Annotated in this window: 11 protein-coding genes and 2 pseudogenes; 6 read left to right on the plus strand and 7 right to left on the minus strand. The window is 70.3% G+C overall.

Annotated elements, in window-relative coordinates; all coding sequences use genetic code 11:
- A pseudogene (locus tag ACWD6R_RS27350) lies at positions 1-137 on the plus strand (IS110 family transposase); the annotation flags it as partial.
- 8 nt (positions 138-145) lie between these two features.
- On the opposite strand, the gene ACWD6R_RS27355 reads toward ACWD6R_RS27350, so the two are convergent.
- Positions 146-1,288, minus strand: coding sequence for a CaiB/BaiF CoA transferase family protein (locus tag ACWD6R_RS27355; protein ID WP_451821141.1), 1,143 nt, complete (start codon positions 1,286-1,288; stop codon positions 146-148).
- A 366-nt stretch (positions 1,289-1,654) separates the two neighbouring features.
- Between ACWD6R_RS27355 and ACWD6R_RS27360 the strand changes: the two genes are divergently transcribed.
- Positions 1,655-2,845 carry a saccharopine dehydrogenase family protein gene (locus ACWD6R_RS27360; RefSeq protein ID WP_451821142.1) on the plus strand — a complete coding sequence of 397 codons (1,191 nt, stop codon included), beginning with the start codon at positions 1,655-1,657 and terminating at the stop codon, positions 2,843-2,845.
- Positions 2,846-2,889: 44 nt separating this feature from the next.
- Here the strand turns inward: ACWD6R_RS27360 and mmpA are convergent, their stop codons facing one another.
- Entirely contained in the window at positions 2,890-3,033 is a 144-nt protein-coding gene (mmpA, locus tag ACWD6R_RS27365; RefSeq protein ID WP_451821143.1) for a morphogenic membrane protein MmpA, read from the minus strand.
- A 284-nt stretch (positions 3,034-3,317) separates the two neighbouring features.
- Positions 3,318-3,995 carry an endonuclease V gene (locus tag ACWD6R_RS27370; RefSeq protein WP_451821144.1) on the minus strand — a complete coding sequence of 226 codons (678 nt, stop codon included), beginning with the start codon at positions 3,993-3,995 and terminating at the stop codon, positions 3,318-3,320.
- A gap of 354 nt (positions 3,996-4,349) precedes the next feature.
- Here ACWD6R_RS27370 and ACWD6R_RS27375 point away from each other — a divergent pair, with 354 nt between their 5' ends.
- Both ACWD6R_RS27375 and ACWD6R_RS27380 read left to right on the plus strand, forming a co-directional pair.
- A complete protein-coding gene (locus tag ACWD6R_RS27375; protein ID WP_451821145.1) occupies positions 4,350-5,885 on the plus strand; it encodes a hypothetical protein in 1,536 nt (511 codons plus the stop codon).
- Positions 5,843-7,084 (plus strand): CHAT domain-containing protein, encoded by a 1,242-nt coding sequence (locus tag ACWD6R_RS27380; protein WP_451821146.1) that lies wholly within the window; start codon positions 5,843-5,845, stop codon positions 7,082-7,084. Before ACWD6R_RS27375 ends, ACWD6R_RS27380 begins: the two co-directional genes overlap by 43 nt.
- Positions 7,085-7,686: 602 nt before the next feature.
- On the opposite strand, the pseudogene ACWD6R_RS27385 reads toward ACWD6R_RS27380, so the two are convergent.
- The 3 genes and pseudogenes from ACWD6R_RS27385 to ACWD6R_RS27395 form a co-directional block, all read right to left on the minus strand.
- Positions 7,687-8,017: pseudogene (locus tag ACWD6R_RS27385) on the minus strand (helix-turn-helix domain-containing protein); the annotation flags it as partial.
- 286 nt (positions 8,018-8,303) lie between these two features.
- On the minus strand, positions 8,304-9,107 hold the full coding sequence (dpgD, locus tag ACWD6R_RS27390) for an enoyl-CoA-hydratase DpgD (protein WP_451821147.1): 804 nt from the start codon (positions 9,105-9,107) through the stop codon (positions 8,304-8,306).
- The gene (locus ACWD6R_RS27395) at positions 9,104-10,144 is read right to left on the minus strand and encodes a hypothetical protein (protein WP_451821178.1); all 1,041 of its coding nucleotides are present in this window, start codon (positions 10,142-10,144) and stop codon (positions 9,104-9,106) included. The genes dpgD and ACWD6R_RS27395 overlap by 4 nt, the downstream gene beginning before the upstream one ends.
- A gap of 416 nt (positions 10,145-10,560) precedes the next feature.
- Here ACWD6R_RS27395 and ACWD6R_RS27400 point away from each other — a divergent pair, with 416 nt between their 5' ends.
- Positions 10,561-10,977, plus strand: coding sequence for a spore wall synthesis regulator SsgD (locus ACWD6R_RS27400; protein WP_366692242.1), 417 nt, complete (start codon positions 10,561-10,563; stop codon positions 10,975-10,977).
- Positions 10,978-10,983: 6 nt separating this feature from the next.
- Here ACWD6R_RS27400 and ACWD6R_RS27405 read toward each other — a convergent pair whose 3' ends face one another.
- Positions 10,984-12,345, minus strand: a complete 1,362-nt coding sequence (locus ACWD6R_RS27405; RefSeq protein ID WP_451821148.1) for a hypothetical protein — start codon at positions 12,343-12,345, stop codon at positions 10,984-10,986.
- A gap of 347 nt (positions 12,346-12,692) precedes the next feature.
- Here ACWD6R_RS27405 and ACWD6R_RS27410 point away from each other — a divergent pair, with 347 nt between their 5' ends.
- On the plus strand, positions 12,693-14,324 hold the full coding sequence (locus ACWD6R_RS27410) for an ABC-F family ATP-binding cassette domain-containing protein (protein WP_451821149.1): 1,632 nt from the start codon (positions 12,693-12,695) through the stop codon (positions 14,322-14,324).
- Positions 14,325-14,356 lie beyond the last annotated feature (32 nt).

Genomic DNA, 14,356 nt, shown 5'->3' on the forward strand with positions numbered 1-14,356 from the left:
AGCGCAAGCGCGCCGAAGGCAAGCGGCACACCCAGGCGGTCCTCGCCCTGGCCCGTCGACGGGTCAACGTCCTGTGGGCTTTGATACGTGACGGACGGTGCTACCAATGCGAACTCCCAGTCACCACAGCGGCTTGACAACAGCATTAGGAGGTGGGGTCCTTCCGGGGCCGGTGGATGCTCGGTACGTCCCAGTCCCGGGCGACGCCCTCGGTGTCCGCGCCGGGCTGCGCGGGTCCGCTGCGTACGGAGACGGGGGTGGCGGCGAAGCGGGGTGCGGGGGCGGGCTGGGTCAGGCCGCTGTGTTCGACGAAGGTGGAACGGGCCGCGAGGTGCGGGTGGTGCGGGGCCTCGCGGAGCGACAGGACCGGGGCCACACAGGCGTCCGTGGCTTCGAAGACCTCGGTCCACTCCGCGCGCGTCCGGGTCCTGAACCGGTCGGCGACGACCCCCCGCAGCTCCTCCCAGCGGGTGAAATCCCTGCGGTCCGGGGCCCGGTCCTCGATGCCGAGGAGCTTGCTGAACTCGTCGTAGAACTGCTGCTCCAGCGGGCCGACCGCCATGTACTGGCCGTCGGAGGTCTCGTACGACCCGTAGAACGGGCAGCCGCCGTCCAGGAGGTTGGAGCCGCGCCGGTCCTGCCAGCCGCCGGCCGCCAGCATCCCGTGGATCATCGTGGCGAGATGGGCGGCGCCGTCGACGATCGCCGCGTCCACGACCTGGCCCGCGCCGCCGGGGGTGCGGGCGTGCTGGAGGGCGGCGAGGACGCCGACGACGAGGTAGAGCGAGCCGCCCGCGTAGTCGCCGACCAGATTGGCGGGGACGGTGGGCGGCTCGCCGGGCTTGCCGATCATGGAGAGGGTGCCGGTGAGGGCGATGTACGCGATGTCGTGCCCGGCCCGTTCGGCGAGCGGCCCGTCCTGGCCCCAGCCGGTCATTCGCCCGTACACGAGCCGCGGGTTGCGGGCCAGGCAGGCGTCGGGGCCGACGCCGAGGCGCTCGGCGACGCCCGGCCGGTAGCCCTCGATCAGGATGTCGGCGCGTTCGACCAGGTCCAGGACGCGGTCCGGGCCGTCCTCGGCCTTGAGGTCGACGAGCACCGAGCGTTTGTTGCGGTTGGTGAGGTCGTACGCGGGGTCGATGCCGAGCCCCGCGCCGCCGGGCCGGTCGACCCTGACGACGTCGGCGCCGAGGTCGGCCAGCAGCATCGCGGCGAACGGGCCGGGTCCGATGCCCGCCAGCTCGACCACGCGCACACCCGCCAGCGGGCCGTGCTCTGTCGTTGCCATCGAACCCCCAGCGGTGTGACACAACTGATGTAACAGTGACGATGCTAAGAATGCTCCGCGCTCCGCACAACCCTTTTGGCCGAGCAAGCGCTTAGACCGACCGGCAATGGGGGGGTGGGTGAAGGAGCGGGGCTGGGGTGCGTGCATCACAAGGCGGAGGATTGAGCCATGGCGGAGCCATGGTGATGGACGACAACGCCGCGAGGTGCGTGCCCCAGCCCCGTGACGCCGCCCCCCAAATTGCCGGTCGGTCTTAGTTCTTTCTCAGGGATCCTCCCCCACGAGCGCCGCCCGGCTGCACACCGCCACGAACCCCTCCGCTAACCTCTGCCTGCTACATCGGCGCCGGCCCCTGCGGAGGCACTTGTGAACAGGCAGAACGGGGCACAACGCCCCTTTGACATAGTCCTCTTCGGCGCCACCGGCTTCGTGGGTGTCCTCACCGCCGAATATCTCGCCGCCCACGCGCCCGACGGCTGCCGCTGGGCGCTGGCCGGCCGCAGCCCGGCCAAGCTGCAGAAGCTGCGCGAACGCCTGGCCGCCATCGATCCGCGCTGCGCGGACCTTCCGCTGCTGCACGCGGACGCCGACGACCCCGGTTCACTGCGCGCACTCGCCGAATCGGCCCACGTGGTGGCCACCACCGTGGGCCCCTACGTCTGGTACGGCGAGCAGCTGGTCGCCGCCTGCGCGGAGGCAGGGACGGACTACACGGACCTGACCGGCGAGGCGGAGTTCGTGGACCGGATGTTTCTGGAGCACGATGCGCGGGCCCGCGAGACCGGGGCGCGGCTCGTGCACGCCTGCGGCTTCGACTCCGTACCGCACGACCTCGGCGTCTACTTCACCGTCCAGCAGCTGCCGCAGGACGTGCCGCTGACCATCGACGGGTTCGTCCGCAGCAACGCCGTCTTCTCCGGCGGTACGTTCGCCTCGGCGCTCACCGCGATGGGCCGCGGCCCGCAGATGCTGCGCGCCGCGCAGGAGCGCCGGCTGCACGAACCGCGCCTGGTCGGACGCCGCGCCCGCGCCCGCTTCGGCACCCCGCACTTCAGCTCCGAGACCGGCACCTGGGCGCTGCCCCTGCCGACACTGGACCCTCAGGTCATCGAGCGCTCGGCGCGGGCGCTCGCGCGGTACGGCCCCGACTTCCGCTACCGCCACTTCGCCTCGGTGAAGACGCTGCCGATGGCGCTGGGCGGCACGGCCGCGATCGGCGCCCTCGTGGGCGCCGCGCAGCTGCCCGCCGCGCGCAGCCGGCTGATGGACCGGTACGAGCCGGGTGAGGGCCCGGACGCGGAGCGCCGGAAGCGGAGCTGGTTCACGGTGCGGTTCGTCGCAGAAGGCGGCGGACACCGGGTCTTCACGGAGGTCTCCGGCGGCGACCCCGGCTACGACGAGACGGCGAAGATGCTCGCCCAGTCCGCGCTCTGCCTCGCCCTGGACGAACTCCCGCCCACATCGGGGCAGGTCACCACGGCCGTTGCGATGGGCGACGCACTGCTGGAGCGGCTGCGCGGGGCCGGGCTGCGCTTCCGGGTCGCGGCGACGCGCTGAGCGGATTCGCGCCGGGATGCCGCGGCCGGCGGGCCGTCCCGGTGTCAGAACATCCAGGACGCGAGCGTGCAGATCATCGAGACGGTCCAGACGACCCCGGCAACGACACCGAGAGTCATCCCTATGACGACGCGCCGCTGGGCGACGTAGACGGTTCCGGCACGTGTGGACGTTCGATGATCGGTCATACGCACCAGCGTGCCGTTCATGATCGGCAAGTGGTATCCGTACACATACTCAGATACTCGGACGCGGGCGCCGTCGGACGCTCAGAGCCTGTCGGGCGACCTTCGATCGGGCGGACGCGGTCTGGTGCGTGCGATTCCAAGGCGCCGGAAGGCCCTCGGATGGGGTCTCCCCTGCTCGAACGAAGCTGAGAGCTCGGGGAAGGAGCTACTGGGGGCATTTCGGCAACGCAGGAAGCGTGCGTGCCAGGGCGTGGCCGCCCGATCAGAGGTCACCCGACAGGCTCTCAGGCGGTCGCCTCCCGGAGGACCCGCCTGCAGAGTGCGTCGGCCCTGCGGGTGGTCTCCGGCTGGCGGAAGTCCCTGGCCAGCAGGAGTGTGTGCGCGCAGGCGTTGTCCAGACCGGTCCGGTGGCCGACGGACACGTACACCGGCTTGGTGCCGTCCTGGGTGCGCAGCGCCCGGCCCACCTCCTCATCCCCGTCGACGAGCGGGGAGAAGTCGCCGCGCCGGGGGCCCGGCTGTTCGTACGTGAAGGTGAACGGGTTCTTGGCGACGCCGATGACCGGCAGTCCGGTGAGGACGCCGAGGTGGCTGGCGAGCCCGAACCGGCGCGGGTGCGCCCTGCCGTAGCCGTCGCAGACGACGAGGCCGGGGTCGACCGGGAGGGATTCCAGCACGGCCAACACGGTCGGTATCTCCCGGAAGGCGAGGAGCCCCGGGATGTAGGGGAAGGTCACCCGGCCGGTGGCGGTGGCCTCGGCGACGACGTCGAGGGTGGCCGCGTCGAGCACGACCGCCGCTGCCACGACGAGGTCGCGCTCGTCGTCGTAGGCGACGTCCACACCGGTCACCCGTCCGGTGCCGGGCGGCGGTCCCGGCTCGTCCAGCACCACCCGGGCGCGGAGGGTGTCCTGGATGGCGCGGGCTTCGGCTGCGTCGGCCGGTGTGCGGAGCGTCGTCATGGCGCCTTCCAGATTAGCTTGATTTTTAAGGCTGCTGCTGTGCCCCGTCGCGCCTGAGCATGTCCTTTTTGTTGCGTTTCTTGCCGACTGGGTGGCGGGGTACGGGGACGGAGGTGCGGCCCTTGGGGCGGCCGGGCCCAGGGTGGGTGGCTTTCGGCGTGCTGGCTGGAGTGCCCAGGATCCGCCGGATGCGGGGATAGCCACGGCGGACCCGGCCGGGAGTGAGCCGATCCGGTGTCAGTGGTTTCTCCCAGGGCCGGCGCAGGTCCTGGGTCAGGGGGTGGGCGAGGCGGAGTTGGGTGTAGGCGGCGAGAACCGTTCGACAGCGGCTTCGCCCTGGCCTACGAGCATCACATGGCCGCTGATTTCGGGGCCGCGTGCGCCGTCTACGACGAGTTGCTCACCCTGGCCGAGTCCATCGAGGACTCGCCCGACGTGCGGTTCCTGCGGGCGCACCTGCTGTCCGATCTCGCGAGCGTCCTGCTCACCGCCTCGGACCTGCCCGGGGCGCAGGACGCCGTCGAGCGATCCCGCGCCCTGCTCGACGGCATCGCGTCGGCGCCGATGGGGCCGCAGGGCCGTCAACTGTGGCTGGAAATCGTGCTGAAGATGCAGATCGCCAGGTCCGATCTGCTGCGCGGGACGGGGCGCCTGGACGAGGCGCTCGCCTGTCTCGACGAGGCGGCGGCCAGGCTGCCCGAGTTCGACGATCCCGAGGGACTGCGCACCGCCGAACTCGGCCTGAACCGGGTGCTCCTGCTGATGGACCGGGGCGAGTGGGGAACGGCCGAGGAGCATGCCACGGTACTGCTGTCCACCACTCCGGCGACCGCGGTGGAGACCGTGCCGCGCCTGCTGACCGCGCTCGGCGTGATCTGCTCCTCGACCGGGCGGTTCGACCCGGCCGAGGACTGCTTCGCCCGTGCGGAGGACAGCTTTGGGGCGTTGGGGAACACCGGTGAGCGGCAGTCGCTGCTCGCGCACCGGGCGTACGTCGCGATGCACCGGGGCGAACTCGACCGCGCGGAGCGGTTGTTCGCCGAGGCGTCCGCGTTCTTCGAGCGACAGCGGCGGTTCGGTGATCTGGCGGTCTGTGAACAGGCCCGTAGCTTTCTCGCCGGTCGGCGCGGCGACGCCACGGGAGCGAACGACCTCATGGCGGCGAGCCTGCACCGGTTCGAACAACTCGGTGCCTCGATCGCCGCCGCCGACACCATGCTGCTGGGCGCCCAACACGCGTACGAGCGGGGCGACATCGAGGAGATGAAGCGGCTGGCTCAGGAAGCCCGCGACGTCTACCAGGAACGGGAGATCCACGAGCGGTGCGCGCAGGTCGACCTCATGCTCGCGAGAACCCTCGAGGACAACCTGAACCGGACGGACCACGGCGATCACGAGACGGCGTCCATCGACGCCGCGCTCTCCCTCGCCCTCCCCGCCGCACTGGCTCTGGCCGCGGCGCGCCACGACTTCGTCACCGCCCACGCGCGCAGCCAGTGGCTGGAACTGGCAGACGACGCCATGCGGTTGGCCTTCCGCCTCGCCGTACGCCGCCAGGATCAGGGGCTCCTCTTCGAACTGGTGGAACACCGCTGCGCGGGCGCTGCGCTGGCATGGGGCCCTATGTCGGGGTCCGTTGTGTCCTCCGAAGACACGGCGTCGGTCTTCCCGGACGCGGCCATGAAGTCGGCGTACGGGGATACCGACGGCGGTTCGATGACGCTCGGGGGTGTGGCTGCGGAGGCCGCCGCCTCCGCCGGTCTGCGCGTCGCACCGCCGCCGAAGGTGCGGATGTCGGCGGAGTCCGGCCGTGTCGCGCTCCAGGAGTTCATCGCGGCGGCCGCCCGGTGGTCCAGGTCCGGCTGGCCGACGCGGGCGACCTGTTCATGACCTGGACGTGGGCCGGCGGCGCCCGGGGGTTCGGCACCGGCCAGGGGCCTGCTGCCGAAGTCAACCAGGCGGTGAGCGAGTTGGCCGCCGCGCTGCCCGGGGCGGGCGAGGGAGCGGCGGGGATGCGACACGCGTTCGACTCGGGCGCGCTGGCCGATCAGCGCACCGAGCGACAGCTCGCGCGGACGCTGGCCGAGGCTCTGTGGCCGGAGGGGCTGACGGCGCAGATTCGCCAGGTGTCGGCGCGCGCGGGCCGCCCGCTGGTACGAATCCAGCCGTCGCCCCGGGTCGCCCAGGTCCCCTGGGAACTGCTGGCCGTCGACGAGGACGATGTCCGGCTCATCGATCTGGCGGACGTGGTGACCACCGTGCCGACGTCGTTGCGACGACGGAACGCTTCTGAACGTCCGGCACCGGACACCGACCCGGTCGTCCTCGTCCTCGACCCCCGGGTGCCCGGATTCCGGGCCGACTCCCCCCTCGGCTCGGTCCTGGGGCCGCCCGGCTCGGATCCGGGGCTGCTGTCGCTGGTCCAGAGCCGCCTCGACACGGGCGCCGTCGCGCCGCCCCTCGCCACCCCGGTCGAGGCGTTCCGCCGCACCGACCTGGACCGCGACTGGCTGAGCGGAGTGCTCCGCAAGGGGGCACGCAGACTGATGTACGTCGGTCACGTCAGCGGCGCGCCGGTCGAGGGCGGGCGGAGCGAGGACGGCACCCTCCATCTGTGCTGTGGTCCAAAGACCGCCGGCCTGGCCGAGGCGATCCGCACCCATCGGCCGCTGTCGGCCAAGAACCTCCTGCTGGGCACGCTTCCCCTGCGTGCCGACGGGGAGCCGGGTGCGCAGATCTGGCCCGCGCCGCCGCGTGTCGCCCTGATCGGCTGCGAGAGCGGCGGCGATCTGCGGTTCGCCGAGTCGTTCGGCCTGGCTACGGCGATGATCCACAACGGTGCCGAACTGGTCACCGCCACCCGCTGGGTCCTGCCGACCAGCTTCGCGTTCCACCGGCTGGCCGGTCTGCCCGAGTCCGTACGCCCGCTGTCAGAGGCGATCATCGCCGTCGACACCGCCCACGAGCACCGCGACCCCGTGCACCGGCTCGGCCGCTGGCAGCGCGAGCAACTCGACCGCTGGCGCGCCGGCGGCCGGATCGAGCACTCGCCCCAGCTGTGGGCGGCCATGACCTGCATCGTCGTGTGACCGCGGGGCGATCCACCGGGACCTGCCACTCCCAGAGGTTGTCTGTCCGCTGTACGAGCCTCCCGGCAGAACCCGCCTCACGCACACATGGACACACGTTGTTGGCTCCCCTGCTCCTCCCCCATGCATGGGGGACGCGGCCGCCGTCGAGAACGTCGTTGACGGTGCCGGAATCCATGCTGGCGACCTGCGCTGGGGGACCCCGTTGTTCAGCCAGGTGGTCAGGCACGTGTGCCGCAGGTCGTAGACACGCTTGCCGGTCGGGGAGTCGTACTCCGTCTCGGGAAGGACCGTCTTGCGGGCCTTGGCCCAGACCCTGCGGTAGACGGAGCCTGTGAGCAGACCGCCTCTTTCGCCCTGGAACAGGATGTCGTCACCGCGAAGACCGTAGTTCTCGGTCAGGTCACGCAGGATCGCGACGAATGCGGGATGGGCCGGTACGACGCGGGTGGCGCCCTCGCCGCGGCCCTTGAGATGCCGTTCGTCATGAACTTGGCCGGTGTCGGTCACTGGCTCCTGAGCACCGGCGTGGTCATGGTGCTCTGTATGGCGGGTTGAACTGCGGGCGGCTGGATGTAGCGCGGCTGCGCAGGGCCCTGGTCGTGGCGCTTGTGCTTCCCGGGGTAGTACGGGGTGTCGGCGGCAATCCGGTCGATCGGCAGCAGTGTGCCGTCCAGGATCACGAACGCTTTCCTGCGGATGGTTGCCATCGCCTCGGTCAGGGTAGGGGCGCGGGTGGACGGAACCTCGACGGCCTCACGTATGTAGCGGTACACGGTCGCGATGCCGATACCGAACCCGGCCGCGAGCTGTGAGCTGCGAGTAGGTATCCCCGCACCGCAGATGAGCCAGGACGAGCAGAGCCTGACGGCCGGCAGAAGGCCGCCGCCAGCGCGTCCCGACCTGCCGTTGCCGGGCCAGGAGCTTCGTCATTCCGTACACCCGGGTCCCGCCAACACCCGGACCACGCAGTCAGGTTGGAAAGGCCTCAGTGTGCTGCATGACCGGGATGACAATGAAGCAATTGAGATCTTGAATCAGAGCAGGGAATCCCTGTCATGCGGTGGAAGAGTATTCATCTGCGTCCTGATTCATACTTCGGTCTCATCGAGGCAAGTGGTTTCCAGGAGCGAGGTATTGGTCATCGGCGCTGTGGTCCGGCTCGGCCGAGCGGTGCGCGTCAGGGACAGACGTTCACCGCCCAGCTGTCAGCGGATACTCAACGAGCCTCCCAGCGAGGCGCGCGCTTCTCGGCGAAAGCGAGTGGGCCTTCGAGCGCGTCCTTGCTGTGCATGCGCCGTTCTTCCCAGGGGTAGCGGGTCGCGAATGCCGACTCCATCGGCATGGTCGCGGACTTCGTGGCCGCTTCCTTGATTGCCCGGACGGAGAGCGGCGCACAGCGCAGGATGTCGGCCACCCAGCCGTCGACGCAGTCCTCGAGATCCTCGACAGGGACCACCTCGTTGACGAGGCCGAGTTCGAAGGCGCGATGTGCGTCCATCGGGCGACCGGTCAGAAGATGCCCCATCGCTGTCTTCCACGGCAACTGCCGGGTCAGCCGGAACACTCCGCCCGCCCCCGCCATGAGGCCGAGTTTGGCTTCAGGCAGGGCAAAGGTCGCGTCCGCGGAGGCAATGACGATGTCGCATGCGAGAGCGAGTTCGAAGCCGCCGCCCATGGCGTACCCCTGGACCTTGGCGACGACCGGCTTGGCAAGATCGAACCGCTCCGTCAAGCGTGGCCAGCCCGCCTTTCCGCGGCTGCCGAATGTGGCCGTGCTCGCGGTTCCCTCGCGGACACGGTCGGCCACTTCCTTCAAGTCCTGACCGACGGAGAAGGCGCGGGTCCCGGCGCCGGAGAGAACGGCCACCCACAGATCGTCGTCGGTTTCGAAGTCGTCCCATATCTCGGCGAGTTCCTCATGCATGCGTAAGTCCATTGCATTGAGGACCTCGGGCCTGTCGAGTGTGATTCGGGCAAGGTGGCCATTCTTCTCGTAACGCACTCTAGATCTAGGCTTCATGGGAGGATCGTAATATGCTCGGCAATCAATTTTGGGTGAATTGTTGAGCCGAAACCGACGGATTCCCGGCTCGTTGATCGAGTGTGATCGAGGGTGGGGAGATGCGGCGGCTGTCGCCCGCTGCTCAGGAGGATCTGCGGCTGTGAGTGGTCGCGGCGCTGGAGTCGGGGTGGGTGTCGACGGACGACCGGGCCGGGGAGAGTCGCCCGATGGGACTGCTCGTGGAGCCGCGCTGAAGGCGATGCGCGATACTTGCGGACGATCGGCCACTTGCTCAGTACAGTGACGCCGCCGTCCTCCGGAGTGGTGGCTGAGTAGGCGCCGCCCGTGGTATCCCAGCCGCTCTTGCTCCGGCCCACCACCGACGTCTGATACGGATATGGGGCGGAGGTGTTCCGCGCCAGCGCGTCGGAGGCGGGCTTGCGGTGCTTCTTGCGCCGGGCGGCCCGCTGCTCCAGACGCAGAAGCCTGGCCTGCTCGGATTTGGTCAGCCACTCGCCGTGGCCGTACGTGGTGCCGTCCGAAAGGGCGAGGGGCACGGTGATGCCGACGTCGATGCCGACCTCCGGCCCCCGGTGCGGTTCCGGCTCGGGGGCCAGGGTCTGGACGCGGAAGGCGATGTGCCAGCCGAGGGCATCCTTGACCAGCCGTGCCCCGGTGATCCGGTTGTCACCATCGGCCTGTCGGCCCACGGGCAGGTTCTTCGTCCAGCGGAACCGGACCCGGCCGAACTTGGGAATGTTGACCATCCCCCACCGGCGGTGGACGCGGGCGATGTTCAGGTCCCGGCCCTGCGGAATGTCCACCGACATCACCGACCGCAAGCGGGCCTTGAAGTCCGGCGCGGCCGCACGCCCTTCCCAGCAGTTCTTCCCGGCCTGGAGGTACGTCTTCAGAACTGCCTGCGCAGCCTGCGCCGCAAGGACGGCGAGGAAGTCGATGTCCTTGCGGGCCTGGCGTATCGCCGCGTCCGCGTTCGCCGGGGTCCGCTTGTCCTTCGGCATCATCTGCCACCACGCGTGCAGCAGATTCCACATCGTGCGCGCCGCATGAGCCTGCTCATCGGCCCTGGCCGAGAGCACCGGGTCCAGCGCCAGCCGGGCACGGTGCCCGAACTGCCGCTTCTCGTACCCGATTTCCGTCCGGTCGCCGGGTCCGTGCCGCTGCCCCGGCGCTGCCTGCGCTGCCGGCGTGACCAGTACCGCGGTCAGCACCGCCCCGCACAGCCCCCATGCCATCAGTCGTGTCGTCTTCCCCTTGGGCCTCATGGCGCAGGAAGCTAACCCACGGGCAGTACGCCGTCCAAAGTGCGCCGCCGCCACGCGGGCACGTGCGTCGAAGGGAGTGCGGTGCGGTGACGCAGCTCACTCCGTCGCGCGAGCACGGATCGGGAAGTTCCGTCGTCTCTGCCAGTGCCGGGAACCGTTCATCTGGCCGCAAGAGGGAGTAAGTCTTGTCCAGCGTTATCGAGCAGTCCGTGCAGGCCCGCATGGTCGCATCCGCGCCGCGGATGGAGACCCTTCCCGCCACCTTGCAGTACGACTGCAGGGATCCGTTCGCCGTGCGCATGGCCTTCCCTGCCCCGGCAACCCTGGAGGGAACCGAGGTGTCCTGGGAGTTCTCCCGCGAACTGCTGGCGGCAGGAATGGAAGGAGCGGCCGGGGTCGGGGACGTACGGATCAGGCCGTTCGGCTACGACCGTACGGTCCTGGAGTTCCATGCCGCCGAGGGCATCGCCATGGTGCATGTCCACACGGCGGAATTGCGTCGCTTCCTCGGGCGCGCCGAGGAGCTGGTCCCGTCGGGGCAGGAGCACCGGTTCCTGGATCTCGACCGGAGTCTGACGGACCTGCTCGGCGGAGCGTGCTGAGCCCGGTCAGTCCTTCTTCACGGCTTTGACCTCCACCAGGTTCCGGCCGTCGCAGTACATCACCACATCGGACTTCACGGCGGCGAAGGCAATGCAGTCCGACGTCCCGCGCCAGCGCACCGCGCCGTCGTAGCCGACAAGCAGCAGTCTCCGCCCGACCTGGAAGAGGTCCCCCACCACCTGCCGGGCCCCCGCCTCCAGCGCCTTGGGCGGCTTCCGGTCGACAAGGGCGGCGTCGAGCGGGCGGTCGGGGCGGCCGGGGGCGCGGATCAGGTCCGGGGAGCCCCTGCCGTCCGCCGCGACCACGTACTCCCCCTCGGCGAGCCGCCGGGGGTGGTGCTCCGGGCCGAAGTACGGATCGAGGACCAGGGCGCCGCCCCGCTCGGGCAGCACCAGGTCGTAGCCGGTGTTCAGCGGCAGGCTGGGGTTCCAGCGGCAGCCGGTGTGCGGATCGCGTGCGGCCTGCGGCTGGTCCCAGACGAAGTCGTACCGCCACCCCTTGTGTTCGTCTCCCTGCGGAGCGGCTGCCAGGACCGTCGCCCGGCAGCTCCCCTTGGCCGGTGCGGTGACCAGGAAGGTCCGGTAGCTGAACCGAGCGACCCGGTCGACGGTCCCGGCCGGAGGGCGCAGCCCGGGGATCCACTCCGGGCGATGCGTCTCCTCGTCCAGGGTGCCGACCCGGTCCTTGCCGATGACCAACGGCTCGCACAGCCCGGGGGCGGCTTCGCGGCCGCCCAGCGCGTCGGCGCCGCACGGGGTCCGTACCCGGTACGCCCCCGGGATCCGGCGGCTCCACTGCCGTGTCCCGCGGTGGACGTCCCAGGCGGTGAACCGGCAACCGGCCTCGGAGCAGGTGGCCGCTCCGATCGCCGGCCCGGTGGTGCCGGGCAGCAGGAGGACCCGGCTGTCGGGCGGCAGGGTGTGCCTCCAGAGCAGGGCGCCGCTGCTGGGGTCGGCGAGGGCGACGGCGGTGGGATCCGTACGGCCGGTGCGGCCTCCGATCAGCACGATGCCGTACGGGAGAGGGACCGCCGAGTGAGGCCGGCCCGGCAGCCGCGAGGTGATCGCGAACTCGGCGGGAAGGGCTGCCGTCCAGCCCTTGACCGGGGCGCGCCCGCCCTCCTCGCCCTCCTGCGGGATCCGGGCGAGCTGACGCCCCTGGCCGATGAGCCCCTCCTTGGCCACGAGCAGCGCCCAGCTGCCGTCCGGCCCCGGCGGGACGGTCAGCGGAATGCGCCGCTGCTCGGAGGGGACGGACACGCCGTCCCCGAACCTCGGTGGCTGCGGTCCGAAGCAGCCGGTCAGCACCGCACCGGCGCAGAACACCGTGAGCATCCTCAGGGCTCTGCCCGTCCAGCGACCTGTCATCGTCCGGCCCCCCGATCCGCCGCACGCGCCGGCACGGCCGGGATCAGCGTAAATCGTTTGCCGGGGCGCGAGGTCCCGTCGTACCGTTTGTGACGTCCTTGTTGTCGTCGGATCGGAGAAGGACGTTGCTCGTCTGAGGTCGTGAGACACCGCGTTGCGCGCCGTGTCCGGACAGTGCATGCCGTTCAGGTCTGTCATGTCTGTCATGTCTGCGCGCCCGAGTGTGACCTCAGCTCTTCGAGCCGTCCTCCGCAACCGGGGCTCCTCCTTGGCCATGTCCGTGGAACGCCCGTGACCGGTGTCTCGCCCGTTGCCCCCCTGCCCTTCCTCGCAACCGGGAGATCCGTATGTCTACCCCCATGACTCATATCGCCTGTTCGTCACTCTCCTTCGTCTGGCCCGACGGCAGTGAGGTCTTCGACGACTTCCAGCTGGCCGTGGGCCCCGGCAGGACCGGTCTCATCGGCCTCAACGGGTGTGGAAAGTCCACCCTGTTGCGGCTGATCGCCGGTGAACTCACCCCCACCGATGGCCACATCCGCTCCTGGGGCGAGATCGGGTATCTCCCGCAGAATCTGGTCCTGGACACGGCGCTGCGGGTCGATGCGGCCCTGGGCATCGCCGGTACCCGGGCCGCTCTGCACGCCATCGAGGCGGGCGACGTCCGCGAGGAGCAGTTCGCGGCCGTCGGCGACGACTGGGACGTGGAGGAGCGCGCCCGCGCGACGCTCGATCAGCTCGGCCTCGGTCACATCGGGCTCGACCGCACGATCGGCGAGATGTCGGGCGGCGAGTGCGTGCTGCTGCGCCTGGCCGCGCTGTTGTTGGCCCGCCCCGGGGTGCTGCTGCTCGACGAGCCCACGAACAATCTGGATCTGTACGCGCGCAGGCGGCTGTACGAGGCGGTCGACGCCTGGGCGGGTGTCCTGGTCGTCGTCAGCCATGACCGTGAACTCCTGGAGCGGGTCGACCAGATCGCGGATCTGCGGGACGGATCGGTCACCTGGTACGGCGGGAATCTCTCGGAGTACGAGGAGGCGCTCGCCGTCGAGCAGGAGGCGGCCGAGCGCATGGTGCGGGTCGCGGAGGCCGACGTGCAGCGACAGAAGCGAGAACTGGCGGACGCCCAGGTCAAGTTGGCTCGACGCAAGCGCTACGGACAGAAGATGTCGGACAACAAGCGCGAGCCGAAGATCGTCATGGGCAACCGCAAGCGGGCCGCCCAGGAGTCGGCCGGCAAGCATCGACTCATGCACGCCGGGAAGCTGGCGGAGGCGAAGGAGCGCCTCGACGACGCCGTCGAGGCGGTGCGGGACGACGACGAGATCAGGGTCGAGCTGCCGCACACCAAGGTGCATCCGGGCCGGGGTGTGCTCGTACTGCGCGATCTGGAACTCGCGTACGGGGCACGGGTGAGCGGCGGGTTCGAGCTGCGGGGCCCTGAGCGGATCGCACTGGTGGGCCGCAATGGCGCGGGCAAGACAACGCTGTTGCGGACCATTGCCGGTGAGCTGGCGCCGGTGTCCGGCGAGGCGACACCCCAATTGCCGTTGGGCTTTCTGCCGCAGCGTCTGGACGTGCTCGACGACGGACTGAGCGTGGTCGAGAACGTGGCGCGATTCGCACCGAATGCCACGGACAATCGGATCAGGGCGAGGCTGGCGCACTTCCTGTTCAAGGGGGCTCGGGCGGACCGGCCCGTGGGGACGCTGTCGGGCGGGGAACGATTCCGTGCGGCACTGGCGGCGCTGCTGCTGGCCGAACCGGCACCGCAGCTGCTGATGCTGGACGAGCCGACGAACAATCTGGACATGGCGAGCGTGCGCCGGCTGACGGCGGCTCTGGAGTCGTACGAGGGAGCACTGATCGTGGCGAGCCACGATGTGCCATTCCTGGAATCGCTCGGCATCACGCGCTGGCTGCTGCTGGACGGCGAACTGCGTGACACGACGGCCGAGGCGGTGGCGACGGAGCTCTGAGCCGCGGGGGACGCGGGGTGGATCCCGTGCCC

The sequence above is a fragment of the Streptomyces sp. NPDC005151 genome (assembly GCF_053599875.1).

Coding starts and splice junctions, on each gene's coding strand:
- ACWD6R_RS27395 (WP_451821178.1), bottom strand. CDS start 10,144: ATGTGGAATCTGCTGCACGCGTGGTGGCAGATGATGCCGAAGGACAAG.
- mmpA (WP_451821143.1), bottom strand. CDS start 3,033: ATGACCGATCATCGAACGTCCACACGTGCCGGAACCGTCTACGTCGCC.
- dpgD (WP_451821147.1), bottom strand. CDS start 9,107: ATGAAGCCTAGATCTAGAGTGCGTTACGAGAAGAATGGCCACCTTGCC.
- ACWD6R_RS27410 (WP_451821149.1), top strand. CDS start 12,693: ATGTCTACCCCCATGACTCATATCGCCTGTTCGTCACTCTCCTTCGTC.
- ACWD6R_RS27375 (WP_451821145.1), top strand. CDS start 4,350: ATGGCCGCTGATTTCGGGGCCGCGTGCGCCGTCTACGACGAGTTGCTC.
- ACWD6R_RS27405 (WP_451821148.1), bottom strand. CDS start 12,345: ATGACAGGTCGCTGGACGGGCAGAGCCCTGAGGATGCTCACGGTGTTC.
- ACWD6R_RS27370 (WP_451821144.1), bottom strand. CDS start 3,995: ATGACGACGCTCCGCACACCGGCCGACGCAGCCGAAGCCCGCGCCATC.
- ACWD6R_RS27355 (WP_451821141.1), bottom strand. CDS start 1,288: ATGGCAACGACAGAGCACGGCCCGCTGGCGGGTGTGCGCGTGGTCGAG.